The following is a 13,987-nucleotide window of genomic DNA, read 5'->3' as shown; positions in this document are numbered from 1 at the left end:
CCTATCCTGTCAATGCGCTTCCACCGGCGCTTCCGCAGCCGGCGCGGCGGCTGCCTGCGGCGCCGCCTGAATTGAGATCGAAACCTGATCGACGAGGTTCTTCACGGACGCCGAGGTGGCGTCGAATATCGGCGCCGGATAGACGCCGTAGAAGATCGTCAGGATGACGAGCGGGTAGATCACCACCTTTTCGCGCAACGACAGGTCGAGCAGGCCCTTGAGGCTGTCCTTGGTCAGCGCGCCCATCATCACGCGGCGGTAGAGCCACAGCGCATAGGCCGCCGACAGGATGACGCCGGTCGTCGCGAACAGAGCGACCCAGGTGTTCACCTTGAACACGCCGAGGAGGGTCAGGAACTCGCCGATGAAACCGCTGGTGCCCGGCAGGCCGACATTCGCCATGGTGAAGATGAGGAACACGACGGCATATTTCGGCATGTTGTTGACGAGGCCACCATAGGCGGCGATCTCACGCGTGTGCATGCGGTCGTAAACCACGCCCACGCAGAGGAACAGCGCGCCGGACACGAGGCCGTGGCTGAGCATCTGGAAGATCGCGCCCTGCACGCCTTCCTGGTTCATGGCGAAGATGCCCATGGTCACGTAGCCCATATGGGCGACGGAGGAATAGGCGATCAGCTTCTTCATGTCCTCCTGCATCAGCGCGACCAGCGAGGTGTAGATGATGGCGACGACCGAAAGCGTGAACACGAAAGGCGCGAAATATTCCGAGGCCAGCGGGAACATCGGCAGCGAGAAGCGCAGGAAGCCGTAGCCGCCCATCTTCAACAGGATGCCCGCCAGAATGACCGAACCTGCCGTCGGGGCCTCGACGTGGGCGTCCGGCAGCCAGGTGTGCACCGGCCACATCGGCATCTTCACCGCGAAGGACGCGAAGAAGGCCAGCCATAGCCATGTCTGCATATTGGCCGGGAAATCATGCGTCAGCAGCGTTGGGATGTCGGTCGTGCCCGCCTGCCAGTACATCGCCATGACGGCGAGCAGCATCAGCACCGAGCCGAGCAGCGTGTAGAGGAAAAACTTGAACGACGCATAGACGCGCCGCTTGCCGCCCCAGACGCCGATGATGATGAACATCGGGATCAGCCCGGCCTCGAAGAACACGTAGAAGAGCACGATGTCCAGCGCGCAGAACACGCCGATCATCAATGTTTCCAGAAGCAGGAAGGCGATCATGTACTCCTTGACCCGCTTGTCCACCGACTCCCATGAGGCGAGGATGCAAAGCGGCATCAGGAAGGTCGTCAGGATGACGAAGAGCATCGAAATGCCGTCGACGCCCATATGGTACGACACGCTCGAACCGAGCCAGCCGACCTTTTCGACGAACTGAAAACCGGGCATCGAATTGTCGAACCCGCCCCAGATCCACAAGGAAACGACGAAGGTGAAAACGGTCGTGAACAGCGCGACGGCGCGGATGTTTCGCCGCGCGTTCTCACCCTCATCCGCGATGAACAGGATGAGCAGCGCGCCAAGCAGCGGCAGGAAGGTGACCGTGGATAGAATCGGCCAGTCGATCATCAGAATGAACCCCCGAGCATCATCCAGGTGGCGAGCGCGGCGACACCGATCAGCATGGCAAACGCATAATGGTAGAGATATCCGGTCTGCAGCTTGACGACCCGGTCGGTGACATCGACGACGCGCGCCGAGATGCCGTCCGGTCCAAGCCCGTCAATGACCACGCCGTCGCCCTTCTTCCACAGGAAGTAGCCGAGCCGTTTCGCGGTCCGGACGAACAGGAAGTCGTACAATTCGTCGAAATACCACTTGTTGAGCAGGAACTGGTAAAGCCCGTGATGGCGCGCGGCCAACTGGACCGGCGCCTGCGGGTCGCGGATATAGAAGTGCCACGACACCAGCAGGCCGAGCAGCATCGCCACGAACGGCGACAGCTTCACCCAGACCGGCACATTGTGCATGTCGTGGAGGATGTGGTTGCTTTCCAGCGTGAACAGCGCCTGCTTCCAGAACTCGGCATAGGCTTCGCCGATGAAATAATCGTGGAACAGCACGCCCGCGAAGATCGCGCCCACGGCCAGAATAAACAGCGGCACCAGCATCACGGGAGGGGATTCATGCACGTGGTGCATCACTTCATGGCTGGCGCGCGGCTTGCCGTGGAAGGTCATGAAGATCAGCCGCCAAGAATAGAAGCTCGTGAAGCAGGCCGCCACGACCAGCAGCGCGAAGGCGAGACCGGCTACCGCATTGTGGCCGACGAAGGCGCTCTCGATGATGGCGTCTTTGGAGAAGAAACCGGCGGTGCCGATGATCGTGGCCGGAATGCCTACTCCTGTGAGCGCCAGCGTGCCGATGACCATCATCCAGTAGGTGGTCGGGATCAGTTTGCGGATGCCACCCATCTTGCGCATGTCCTGCTCGTCCGACATCGCGTGGATGACCGAGCCCGAGCCGAGGAACAGCAGCGCCTTGAAGAAGGCGTGGGTGAACAGATGGAAGATTGCTGCGCCATATGCGCCGACGCCGAGCGCGACGAACATGTAGCCGAGCTGCGAACAGGTCGAATAGGCGATGACGCGCTTGATGTCGTTCTGCACCAGCCCGACGGTCGCGGCGAAGAAGGCCGTGAACGCGCCGATGAAGGTGACCACTGTCAACGCGCTGTGCGACAGCTCGAACAGCGGCGACAGGCGCGCCAGCATGAACACGCCCGCCGTGACCATCGTTGCGGCATGGATGAGTGCAGAGACCGGGGTCGGGCCTTCCATCGCATCCGGCAGCCAGGTGTGCAGTGGCACCTGCGCCGACTTACCCATCGCGCCCATGAACAGCAGCAGGCAAACGACCGTCATCGCCGCTGCCTTGTCGAGGTGGTATCCAAGGAAGGTCAGCACTGTTTCGCCATGCGCGACGGCAGCATCTGCCCCTTGGGCGGCAGCTTCCGCGCCATGTTCGGCGGCCACCGGCAGGTAGGTCGCGGCATTGGCGAAGATCGTGTCGAAATTGATCGTGCCGAACAGTACGAACACGCCGAAAATGCCGAGCGCAAAGCCGAAATCGCCGACGCGGTTGACAACGAATGCCTTGATCGCCGCGGCATTGGCCGAGGGCTTCTGGTACCAGAAGCCGATCAGCAGATAGGAAGCGAGACCGACGCCTTCCCAGCCGAAGAACATCTGCACCAGATTATTGGAGGTCACCAGCATCAGCATGGCGAAGGTGAACAGCGACAGATAGGCGAAGAAGCGCGGCCTGTGCGGATCGTGGTGCATGTAGCCGATGGAATAGATGTGCACCAGCGACGAGACCGTATTGACCACGACCAGCATGACCACCGTCAGCGTGTCGATGCGCAAGGCCCAGTCAGCTTGAAGCGCGCCGGATTCGATGAAGCGCAGCACCGGCACGGTGAATGCCTCGGTGTCACCCAGCGCAACCTGGAAGAAGGCCACCCACGAGAGCAGCGCGCAAACCACCAGAAACCCGGAAGTGATGTATTCCGACGCCTTGGCGCCCAGTGAATTGCCGAACAGGCCGACAATCAGGAAGCCGAGAAGCGGCAGAAAGACGATAGCCAGATACATCTGATCCATGGCGCGCTTCTCAACCTTTCATCATGTTGACGTCTTCCACCGCGATGGAACCGCGGTTGCGGAAGAAAACGACCAGAATTGCAAGCCCGATCGCAGCTTCCGCAGCGGCGACCGTCAGCACGAACAGCGCGAAGACCTGGCCCACCAGATCCCCCAGCGCAGCCGAAAACGCGACGAAGTTGATGTTGACCGCGAGCAGGATCAGTTCGACCGACATCAGGATGACGATGACGTTCTTCCGGTTCAGGAAGATGCCGAACACGCCGAGCGTAAACAGGATCGCCGAAACGGCCAGAAAATGAGAGATGCCGACCTGCATGATCAGATGCCCTTGCCCGTTTCGACCTTCTTGATTTCAATCGCCGTTTCCGGCGTGCGCGCGACCTGCTGCGGGATCGACTGGCGCTTGACGCCTTGCTTGTGGCGCAGCGTCAGCACGATCGCGCCGATCATGGCGACCAGCAGCACGAGGCCGGCAACCTGAAAGTAGAAAATATAGTCCGTGTAAAGAATGTCGCCGAGCGCGGCGGTGTTGTTGCGCGTCGCAATGTCGGGCGTCGGCAGGGCCACGCTCTGGCCGAGCTTCGGCGCAAATGCATAGCCGCCGGTGACGACGATCAGCTCGGCTGCAAGGATGATTCCGACCAGCGCGCCGACCGGAGCATATTGCAGAGCGCCCTGCTTCAGTTCCGCGAAATCCACATCCAGCATCATGACGACGAACAGGAAAAGCACGGCGACCGCGCCGACATAGACGACGAGCAGGATCATCGCGAGAAATTCCGCGCCGGTCAGAAGGAAAAGCGCTGCCGCGTTAAAGAAGGTCAGGATGAGGAACAGCACAGAATGCACGGGGTTGCGCGCCGAAATGACCATGAAGGCCGACGCCACCGCGATGAAGGCGAAAAGATAGAAAAAGATCGCCTCTAATCCGTTCAACATGGGGTTCCCCCGGTTTGCATAGTCTCGCGGAAAGGAGCGCCGCCCCTTTCCATCCAGATTTCGCCGCCCGGCGGGCCTGCAAAATCGCGTGGTTCCTTAGACGGGCCGAATGTATCCGTCCATATTCTTGTTGACGCTGCCCCTCGCTCCGCCTCGCCCCGCGAAAAACGGGAAAGGAAAGAGCCAGCGCCTTGCTTCACATCATCGGTACGGCGCATCCATCGCTATGTTGCGCGCGATCTCGCGCTCCCAGCGGTCGCCGTTCGAAAGCAGCTTGTCCTTGTCGTAGTAAAGTTCTTCCCGGGTTTCGGTCGCGAACTCGAAATTCGGTCCCTCGACAATCGCGTCCACCGGGCAGGCCTCCTGGCAGAAGCCGCAATAAATGCACTTCACCATATCAATGTCGTAGCGGACGGTGCGGCGCGTGCCGTCGTTGCGGCGCGGCCCGGCCTCGATGGTGATGGCCTGCGCCGGACAGATCGCCTCGCAGAGCTTGCAGGCGATGCAGCGTTCCTCGCCGTTGGGATAGCGGCGCAGAGCATGCTCACCGCGAAAACGCGGGCTGACCGGACCCTTTTCATGCGGATAGTTCAGCGTCGCCTTGGGCGCGAAGAACTGGCGCATGGAAAGGAAGAACGCGCCAACGAATTCCTTGAGAAGCAGCGACTTGGCAGCTTGTGCAAGAGCAGACATCAGGCAAGCCCCGTCAGTTTGAGGAAGGCGGCGGTGATGACGACCATCGCCAGCGAAATCGGCAGGAACACCTTCCAGCCGAGGCGCATCAACTGATCATAGCGGTAGCGCGGCACGAAGGCCTTCACCATGGCGAACATGAAGAACACCATGCAGACCTTCAGGATGAACCAGACGACGCCCGGCACCCAGGTGAAGGGCGCGAAATCGAAGGGCGGCAGCCATCCGCCCAGGAAAAGGATCGTGGTCAGCGCGCACATCAGGACGATCGCGACATATTCGCCGAGAAAGAACAGCAGGAACGGCGTGGACGAATATTCGATCATATGACCCGCCACGAGTTCCGACTCCGCTTCGACCAGATCGAACGGCGGACGGTTGGTTTCGGCCAATGCCGAAATGAAAAACACGATGAACATCGGGAAGAGCCCGAGCCAGTGCCAGTCGAGCAGCGTGTTGGGCAGGCCGAGATGCGTGCCCAGGCCGTCGCGTTGCGACAGCACGATGTCCGTCAGGTTCAGCGAGCCGACGCAAAGCAGCACGGTGACGATGACGAACCCGATCGAGACCTCGTAGGACACCATTTGCGCGGCGGACCGCAGCGCACCGAGGAAAGGATATTTCGAGTTCGAGGCCCAGCCCCCCATGATGACGCCATAGACCTCAAGCGACGAGATCGCGAAAACATAGAGGATGCCCACATTGACGTTGGCGATCGCCCAGCCCTCATTCACCGGGATGACCGCCCACGCCGCAATGGCCAGGATCGCGGAAACCAGCGGCGCAAGCAGGAAAACGCCTTTATTCGCGCCGGACGGGATGACCGGCTCCTTGAACACGAATTTCAGCAGGTCGGCAAAAGCCTGCAGGAGGCCCCACGGTCCGACCACGTTAGGCCCACGGCGAAGCTGGACGGCGGCCCAGATCTTGCGGTCGGCGTAGAGGATATACGCCACGAAGATCAGCAGCACGACGATCAGCACGACCGATTTCAGCAGGATGAGCAGCGCAGGCAGCACGTAGAAGGTGAAGAAGGTATCCATGAAGCGCCTACTCCGCCGCCTGCTTGAAGCCGTTCCGGGCCAGCGCGGAGCATTCCGCCATCACGGCGGAGGCGCGGGCAATCGGATTGGTGAGGTAAAAGTCGCCGACGGGCGAAACAAAGGGCGGCTTGCGCAGCGCGCCGCCGAGCTTCGCCAGCCGCGCGACATCTTCCGGCGAACCGTGCGCGATCCGGTCGACTTCTCCGAGATGCGGATATTCTGCGCGCAGTGCGGCGCGAAGCTGCGCCAGCGAATCGAACGGCAAGCGATGGCCCAGCACATCCGACAGCGCGCGCAGGACGGCCCAGTCCTCCTTCGCCTGCCCCGGCGCGAAACCGGCGCGGCTGGTCAACTGGACCCGGCCTTCCGTGTTCACGAAGGTTCCCGATTTTTCCGTATAGGTGGAGCCCGGCAGGATGACGTCTGCGCTATGCGCGCCCGCATCGCCATGCGTCCCGATATAGACGACAAAGGCATTTGCGGTGCGCTTCATATCGAATTCGTCGGCACCGAGCAGGAAGAGAAGGTCGCTGCCGTCGATCACCTGCGCGACCGTTGCGCGCGCATCCTGCGGCACGAAACCGATGTCCAGCCCGCCGACGCGCGAGGCCGCCGTGTGCAGCACGGCAAGCCCGTTCCATTCCAGTGTGACCGCGCCGACCGCCTGCGCCAGCTTTGCCGCCTGCCCGAGCACCGCCGCGCCGTCGGTACGCGAAACCGCGCCCTGCCCGACGATGATGAGCGGATGCTTCGCCTTTTTCAGCACACTGAAGAATTTGCCTGCGCCGCCGGCAAGTTCCTTGAGCGTATCCGCTCCGGCGCCAAGCTGTTCATAGGTGTAGCGCAGGTCACCGATGTCGCCGATCACCGCGACCGGTACGTCCAGCCGCCAGCGCTTGCGAATGCGGGCATTCAGCACCGAAGCCTCGAAGCGCGGATTGGACCCGATGATGAGAATGGCGTCAGCCTTCTCGATGCCCTCGATGGTCGGGTTGAAAAGGTAACTCGCACGACCGTATGACGGGTGCAGCACTGTGCCGTCCTGACGGCAATCGATGTTGCCCGAGCCGAGCGACCCCATCAGTTGCTTGAGCGCGAACATTTCCTCGACGCTCGCCAGATCGCCCGCGACCGCGCCGATTTTTTCAGGCGCTGTGCGGTCCACGGCTTCCTTGATGGCCGCAAAGGCTTCAGGCCAGGTGGCGGCTGCAAGCTTTCCGTTGCGGCGGACATAGGGTCGGTCCAGCCGCTGCGTGCGCAAACCATCCCAGATGAAGCGGGACTTGTCGGAAATCCACTCCTCGTTCACCTGGTCGTTGACGCGCGGCATGATGCGCATCACCTCGCGGCCGCGCGTGTCCACGCGGATCGCCGAGCCGACGGCATCCATCACGTCGATGGATTCGGTCTTGGTGAGTTCCCACGGACGCGCATGGAACGCGAACGGACGCGAGGTCAGCGCGCCGACGGGACAAAGGTCGATGACATTGCCCTGCAATTCGGAAGTCATCGCCCGTTCGAGATAGGTCGTGATTTCAGCATCCTCGCCGCGCCCGATCAGCCCAAGCTCGGAAATGCCCGCCACCTCGGTGGTGAAGCGGACGCACCGCGTGCAGTGGATGCACCGCGTCATAACGGTCTTGACCAGCGGGCCGATATATTTGTCCTCGACCGCGCGCTTGTTTTCCTTGTAGCGCGAGGCATCGACGCCGAAGGCCATGGCCTGATCCTGCAGGTCGCATTCGCCGCCCTGGTCGCAGATCGGGCAATCCAGCGGGTGGTTGATGAGCAGGAATTCCATCACCCCTTCCCGGGCCTTCTTCACCATCGGCGTGTTCGTGAAGATTTCCGGCGCCTCGCCATTCGGGCCGGGCCTAAGGTCGCGCACACCCATGGCGCAGGAAGCCGCCGGCTTCGGCGGACCGCCCTTCACCTCGACAAGGCACATGCGGCAGTTGCCCGCGATCGACAGGCGCTCGTGGAAGCAGAAACGCGGCACCTCGGCCCCTGCCTCCTCCGCCGCCTGCAGCAGCGTGTAGTGGTCCGGGACCTCGATCTCTTTGCCGTCGACCTTGATCTTAGCCATTCGTCACAAACCCTTGCGGCGAGCCGCACCCATAGCGGTGGGATTACCCCGCCGCCTTGTCTCTATTCTGTATTCCGGCCCGGCCAAGCTCTGCGGCCTGGGCCAGCCATCCATCATTGCCGATGCGGCCATTGAGGCCGAGCGCATCGTCCAGCCATGCGATCTCCTCCGGTTCCAGTCCGGCGATCCGCGCATAGGTCCAGATGCCGAACCCGTTCAGGACCTGCTCAAGTTTCGGCCCGATGCCCGCGATGCGCTTCAGATCGTCGGGCGCTGCCGGCGGCTCGCCTGCGACGGGCATGCGCTTCGCGACCAGAGGCTGCTCAACCTTCGGCGTTGCGGCCTTCCCTGAGGGTTTCCGCGAGGCCAAATCGACGACCTTGGCATCCGCCGCCGGCGCTTCCGCTCGCACAGGAGAAGGCTCTGCGGCGCTCTTGAGCGCATCGCGCAATTTCTCCCCGATCTGCGGCTCCATCATTTCGCGTGAAGCACGCGCAAAGCCGGACATCGCACCAAACCACATCTCCATCGTGCGGCTGGCGACGGCGAAGCCGATAGCAGTCGCCTGCGCAATGGCGTCCATCGCGTCCGCCTGCTGCTTCTGGTCGTCCTTGTCCGGAGTGTCGCCCATCGCCTCGACCGATACTCCCTACTCTGCCGCTTCCAGCACGGGCGCGGCGTTGTGCGCGTTGCGCGTGAATTCATCGATGCGCCGCTCGATCTCCGGACGGAAATTGCGGATCAGGCCCTGAATGGGCCAGGCCGCCGCATCGCCCAGCGCGCAGATCGTGTGCCCTTCGACCTGCTTGGTGACGTCCAGCAGCATGTCGATCTCGCGCTTCTGCGCCTCGCCGCGCACCAGTCGTTCCATGACGCGCCACATCCAGCCCGTGCCTTCCCGGCACGGCGTGCACTGGCCGCAGCTTTCATGCTTGAAGAAATAGGACAGCCGCGCAATCGCCTTCACGATGTCGGTGGACTTCTCCATGACGATTGCGGCTGCCGTGCCGAAGGAGGATTTGCGCTCGCGCAAGCCATCGAAATCCATCGGGCAGTCGATGATGTCCTCAGCCTTCACAACGGGGCACGACGCGCCGCCGGGAATGACGGCCAGCAGATTGTCCCAGCCGCCCCGAATACCGCCGCCATGCGTCTCCACCAGTTCGCGGAAGGTGATGCCCATCGCCTCTTCCACCACACAGGGCGTGTTGACATGGCCGACCAGCATGAACAGCTTGGTGCCGACATTGTTCGGGCGTCCGATGGAGGAGAACCACGCCGCGCCGCGCCGCAAGATGGTCGGCGCAACGGCGATTGACTCCACATTGTTCACGGTCGTCGGGCAGCCGTAGAGACCCATATTTGCCGGGAAAGGTGGCTTGAGGCGCGGCTGGCCCTTCTTGCCTTCGAGACTTTCCAGCAATGCGGTTTCCTCGCCGCAGATATAAGCGCCCGCACCGTGATGGACGTAAATCTCGAAATCGTAGCCGTTCTTGTTGTTCCGGCCGATCAGCTTGGCATCATAGGCTTCGTCGATTGCCCGCTGCAGCGCCTCGCGCTCGCGGATGAACTCGCCGCGAACATAAATGTAGGCGGCGACCGCGCCCATCGCGAAACCGGCCAGCAGGCAGCCTTCGACAAGCGTGTGCGGATCGTGGCGCAGGATCTCGCGGTCCTTGCACGTTCCCGGCTCGGATTCGTCGGCGTTGACGACCAGATAGGAAGGCCGACCGTCGCTGACCTTCGGCATGAACGACCATTTCAGGCCCGTGGGGAAACCCGCGCCGCCGCGACCGCGCAGGCCCGACGCCTTCATCTCGTTGACGATCCACTCGCGGCCCTTCGCGATGATGCCCGCCGTGCCGTCCCAGCAGCCACGCGACATCGCGCCCGCCAGCGACTTGTCGAACCGCCCATAGATGTTTGTGAATATTCGGTCTTTGTCAGCAAGCATGGCTCACCCCTCAACCCGGTTTCTTGCGGGACGGCGCCGCCGGGCCGGACTTCGATTTCGGAGAGTTGCGCTGTTTTGCAACTTTCTCGACGGCAGGCTCCGCCTGATTTGCCGCTTTCGCCGAGCCTTTCGGAGCCTTTACGCTGGCCCCCTTCTCGACTGCGGGTGACACCTTTGCCTTTGAAGGCGATTTCAGCGCGGGGCTCGTCTCTTCCGCCGCCGTTTTCGGCTTTGCGGCGTTGGACGGGGCGACTGGAGCAGCAGCGGCCTTTGCCGGTGCGGCAGCTTTTGGCTTTGCACTCTTCTTCGGCTTTTCCCCGGTCAGCGACGTGAAACCGGTGGCGGGCGCGGAGAACCAGCGGTCAACCTGCGGGCCGACAGATACCTCGCCGCCCTTGCCCGCCTCGAACTCGTCAATGATTTCAGCCAGCCGCTCCGGCGTCAGGTCTTCATATGTGTCCTTGAAGATCATCACCATCGGCGCGTTCACGCACGCACCGAGACATTCCACTTCCTCCCATGACAGCGTGCCGCTGTCATTTGTGTGGAACTGGTCGTGATGGATTTTCTTGCGGCAGACTTCTTTCAACTCTTCCGCGCCGCGCAGCATGCAGGGGGTCGTGCCACACACCTGCACATGGGCGCGTGTGCCGACCGGCTTCAACTGGAACTGCGTGTAGAAGGTCGCGACTTCGAGCACGCGGATATACGGCATGCCGAGCGTGTCCGCGACATGCTCGATGGCCGCGCGCGTAACCCAGCCTTCCTGCTCCTGCGCCAGCATGAGCAGCGGAATGACCGCCGATTGCTCGCGGCCTTTGGGGTACTTCTTGATCCAGGTCTTGACCTTCGCAGCCATCGCCTTGTTGAAGGCGAAGGCCGGAGGCTGGAAGGCCGGTTCTGCGAGACGGCGAACAGACATTTAGCGGTCAACCTCACCAAACACGATGTCGAGGGAGCCGAGGACGGCGGAGACGTCGGCCAGCATGTGGCCGCGACAGAGAAAATCCATGGCCTGCAAATGCGCGAAGCCGGGCGCGCGCAGCTTGCAACGATAGGGCTTGTTGGTGCCGTCCGAGACCAGATACACGCCGAACTCGCCCTTCGGCGCTTCGACGGCGGCGTACACCTCGCCCGCAGGTACGTGATAGCCCTCGGTATAGAGCTTGAAATGGTGGATCAGCGCTTCCATCGACCGCTTCATCGCGTCGCGCTTCGGCGGCACGACCTTGCCGTCGAGATTCGACACAGGGCCGCTCGCGTCGGAGCCGAGCAGACGGTCCACGCACTGGCGCATGATGCGCGCCGACTGGCGCATTTCTTCCATGCGGATCAGATAGCGGTCATAGCAATCGCCGTTCTTGCCGATCGGAATGTCGAACTCCATCTCCGGATAGCATTCATAGGGCTGGCTCTTGCGCAAATCCCATGCGGCGCCGGAGCCACGCACCATGACACCCGAAAAGCCCCATGCCCACGCATCGTCGAGCGAGACGACGCCGATATCGACGTTGCGCTGCTTGAAGATGCGGTTGCCGGTCAGCAGGTCATCAAGGTCTGCAACCGTCTTGAGGAAGGGATCGATCCACTTGCCGATGTCCTCGACCAGCTTCTGTGGCAGGTCCTGATGCACGCCGCCGGGCCGGAAATAGGCCGCATGCATGCGCGCGCCGCAGGCCCGTTCGTAGAATACCATCAGCTTCTCGCGTTCCTCGAAACCCCAGAGCGGCGGCGTCAGCGCGCCGACATCCATGGCCTGTGTCGTGACGTTGAGAAGATGGGACAGGATGCGCCCGATCTCGGAATAGAGCACCCGGATCAGTTGCCCGCGCCGGGGCACCTCGATGTCGAGCAGCCGCTCGACGGCGAGCGCGAAGGCGTGCTCCTGATTCATCGGTGCGACATAGTCGAGCCTGTCGAAATAGGGCACGGCCTGCAAATAGGTCTTGGCTTCGATCAGCTTTTCCGTGCCGCGATGCAGCAGGCCGATATGCGGATCGACGCGATCCACCACCTCGCCGTCCAGCTCCAGCACAAGGCGCAGAACGCCATGCGCCGCCGGATGCTGCGGGCCGAAATTGATGTTGAAGTTGCGGACAGAGGTTTCAGCCATGCGGCGCCTCAATTCGTCTTGGCTTTTTCGTCACCGGGCAGCACGTAGTCCGTGCCCTCCCATGGCGAGAGGAAATCGAAATTGCGAAATTCCTGCTTCAACTCGACCGGCTCGTAGACGACGCGCTTGGCCTCGTCGTCGTAGCGCACTTCGACAAAGCCGGTCAGCGGGAAATCCTTGCGCAGCGGATGCCCCTCGAAACCGTAATCGGTCAGCAGGCGGCGCAGGTCCGGATGGCCGGAAAACAGGATGCCGTAAAGGTCGTAAGCCTCGCGCTCATACCAGTCCGCCCCCGGGAACACGCCAGTAACGGAGGGTACCGGGGTCTGCTCGTCCGTATGAAGCTTCACCCGGATTCGCTGGTTCTGGCGAGGCGAAAGCAGATGGTAGACGACATCGAACCTTTTCAGGCGCGAGGGATAATCCGCGCCTGAAATGTCGATGATCGACACGAACTCGCACTGGACGTCGCGGCGCAGGAACTCCAGCACCGGCACGATGTTCGATGCATCAACCGTGATCGTCAGTTCGCCATAGGCGACCAGCGAATCCTCGATCCTGCCCGGAAGCTTTTCGGCGATATAGGCAGAAAGGTCGTTCAGCGCTTCACTCATGACGCCTCACCGCTCGATCGTTCCGGTGCGGCGGATCTTCTTCTGGAGAAGGAGAATGCCGTAGAGCAACGCCTCAGCCGTCGGCGGGCAGCCCGGAACATAGATGTCAACCGGCACGACGCGGTCACAACCGCGCACCACCGAATAGGAATAGTGGTAATAGCCGCCGCCATTGGCGCACGACCCCATGGAGATGACGTAGCGCGGCTCCGGCATCTGGTCGTAGACCTTGCGCAGCGCGGGCGCCATCTTGTTGGTCAGCGTGCCCGCGACGATCATCACGTCCGACTGGCGCGGCGAGGCGCGCGGTGCGATGCCGAAGCGTTCCGCATCGTAGCGCGGCATGGAAATATGCATCATCTCGACCGCGCAGCAGGCAAGGCCGAACGTCATCCACATCAGCGAGCCGGTGCGCGCCCAGGTAATCAGCGCTTCCGAAGAGGTGACGAGAAAGCCCTTGTCGGAAAGCTCGTTGTTCAGTTCGCCGAAGAATACATCGTCCGAACCCACAGGCTTGCCGGTGCGCGGATCGAGTATGCCTTTCGGCTTCGGCGCAACGAGCGTGCCGGAATTGTCGTTCAATCCCATTCCAGCGCACCTTTCTTCCATTCGTAGACGAAGCCGATCGTGAGCACGGCCAGGAAAATCATCATGGACCAGAAGCCGAGCATTCCGATGGAACCGAACGATACCGCCCAGGGAAACAGGAAGGCAACTTCGAGGTCGAAGATGATGAACAGGATCGACACCAGATAGAATCGCACGTCGAACTTCATGCGCGCATCGTCGAACGAGTTGAAACCGCACTCGTAGGCCGACAGCTTTTCAGGGTCCGGATTGCGATAGGCGACAAGGAAGGGCGCGACGATCAAAGCGAGGCCGACCACCATGGCCACGGCCAGAAATATGATGATCGGCAGATAGGAACTCAGAAGAGCGCTCATTGTCCAACTTTCCGCTT

At 61.9% G+C, this 13,987-nt stretch carries 13 protein-coding genes and 1 pseudogene; all 14 read right to left on the bottom strand.

All coding sequences use genetic code 11. The annotated features are described in order from the left end of the window. Window positions 1-9 precede the first annotated feature (9 nt). Complete coding sequence (locus M9924_13895) at window positions 10-1,545, bottom strand: NADH-quinone oxidoreductase subunit M (GenBank protein MCO5065488.1); 1,536 nt, start codon at window positions 1,543-1,545, stop codon at window positions 10-12. After that, the gene (gene nuoL, locus M9924_13890; protein MCO5065487.1) at window positions 1,545-3,572 is read right to left on the bottom strand and encodes an NADH-quinone oxidoreductase subunit L; all 2,028 of its coding nucleotides are present in this window, start codon (window positions 3,570-3,572) and stop codon (window positions 1,545-1,547) included. The genes M9924_13895 and nuoL overlap by 1 nt, the downstream gene beginning before the upstream one ends. Window positions 3,573-3,591: 19 nt before the next feature. Beyond that, on the bottom strand, window positions 3,592-3,900 hold the full coding sequence (nuoK, locus tag M9924_13885; protein ID MCO5065486.1) for an NADH-quinone oxidoreductase subunit NuoK: 309 nt from the start codon (window positions 3,898-3,900) through the stop codon (window positions 3,592-3,594). 2 nt (window positions 3,901-3,902) lie between these two features. Next, window positions 3,903-4,523, bottom strand: coding sequence for an NADH-quinone oxidoreductase subunit J (locus M9924_13880; GenBank protein ID MCO5065485.1), 621 nt, complete (start codon window positions 4,521-4,523; stop codon window positions 3,903-3,905). Window positions 4,524-4,724: 201 nt separating this feature from the next. Continuing rightward, window positions 4,725-5,216 (bottom strand): NADH-quinone oxidoreductase subunit NuoI, encoded by a 492-nt coding sequence (gene nuoI, locus M9924_13875; protein MCO5065484.1) that lies wholly within the window; start codon window positions 5,214-5,216, stop codon window positions 4,725-4,727. Then, entirely contained in the window at window positions 5,216-6,259 is a 1,044-nt protein-coding gene (gene nuoH, locus M9924_13870) for an NADH-quinone oxidoreductase subunit NuoH (protein MCO5065483.1), read from the bottom strand. Before nuoH ends, nuoI begins: the two co-directional genes overlap by 1 nt. Window positions 6,260-6,266: 7 nt before the next feature. Continuing rightward, complete coding sequence (nuoG, locus tag M9924_13865; GenBank protein MCO5065482.1) at window positions 6,267-8,345, bottom strand: NADH-quinone oxidoreductase subunit NuoG; 2,079 nt, start codon at window positions 8,343-8,345, stop codon at window positions 6,267-6,269. 43 nt (window positions 8,346-8,388) lie between these two features. Further along, window positions 8,389-8,976, bottom strand: coding sequence for an NADH-ubiquinone dehydrogenase (locus tag M9924_13860; protein ID MCO5065481.1), 588 nt, complete (start codon window positions 8,974-8,976; stop codon window positions 8,389-8,391). Between the two features lie 18 nt (window positions 8,977-8,994). Beyond that, window positions 8,995-10,299 carry an NADH-quinone oxidoreductase subunit NuoF gene (nuoF, locus tag M9924_13855; protein ID MCO5065480.1) on the bottom strand — a complete coding sequence of 435 codons (1,305 nt, stop codon included), beginning with the start codon at window positions 10,297-10,299 and terminating at the stop codon, window positions 8,995-8,997. A gap of 37 nt (window positions 10,300-10,336) precedes the next feature. Then, window positions 10,337-11,221, bottom strand: a pseudogene (nuoE, locus tag M9924_13850) (NADH-quinone oxidoreductase subunit NuoE). Continuing rightward, complete coding sequence (locus M9924_13845; protein MCO5065479.1) at window positions 11,222-12,412, bottom strand: NADH-quinone oxidoreductase subunit D; 1,191 nt, start codon at window positions 12,410-12,412, stop codon at window positions 11,222-11,224. Window positions 12,413-12,420: 8 nt separating this feature from the next. Then, window positions 12,421-13,026, bottom strand: coding sequence for an NADH-quinone oxidoreductase subunit C (locus tag M9924_13840; protein MCO5065478.1), 606 nt, complete (start codon window positions 13,024-13,026; stop codon window positions 12,421-12,423). 6 nt (window positions 13,027-13,032) lie between these two features. After that, on the bottom strand, window positions 13,033-13,614 hold the full coding sequence (locus M9924_13835; protein ID MCO5065477.1) for an NADH-quinone oxidoreductase subunit B: 582 nt from the start codon (window positions 13,612-13,614) through the stop codon (window positions 13,033-13,035). Beyond that, window positions 13,605-13,970, bottom strand: a complete 366-nt coding sequence (locus tag M9924_13830) for an NADH-quinone oxidoreductase subunit A (GenBank protein MCO5065476.1) — start codon at window positions 13,968-13,970, stop codon at window positions 13,605-13,607. The genes M9924_13835 and M9924_13830 overlap by 10 nt, the downstream gene beginning before the upstream one ends. Window positions 13,971-13,987 lie beyond the last annotated feature (17 nt).

This window comes from Rhizobiaceae bacterium (assembly GCA_023953835.1).
Taxonomy (GTDB): domain Bacteria; phylum Pseudomonadota; class Alphaproteobacteria; order Rhizobiales; family Rhizobiaceae; genus Mesorhizobium_G.
The sequence above is the reverse complement of the archived record's forward strand: the minus strand, read 5'-3'. Positions and strand labels throughout refer to the sequence as shown.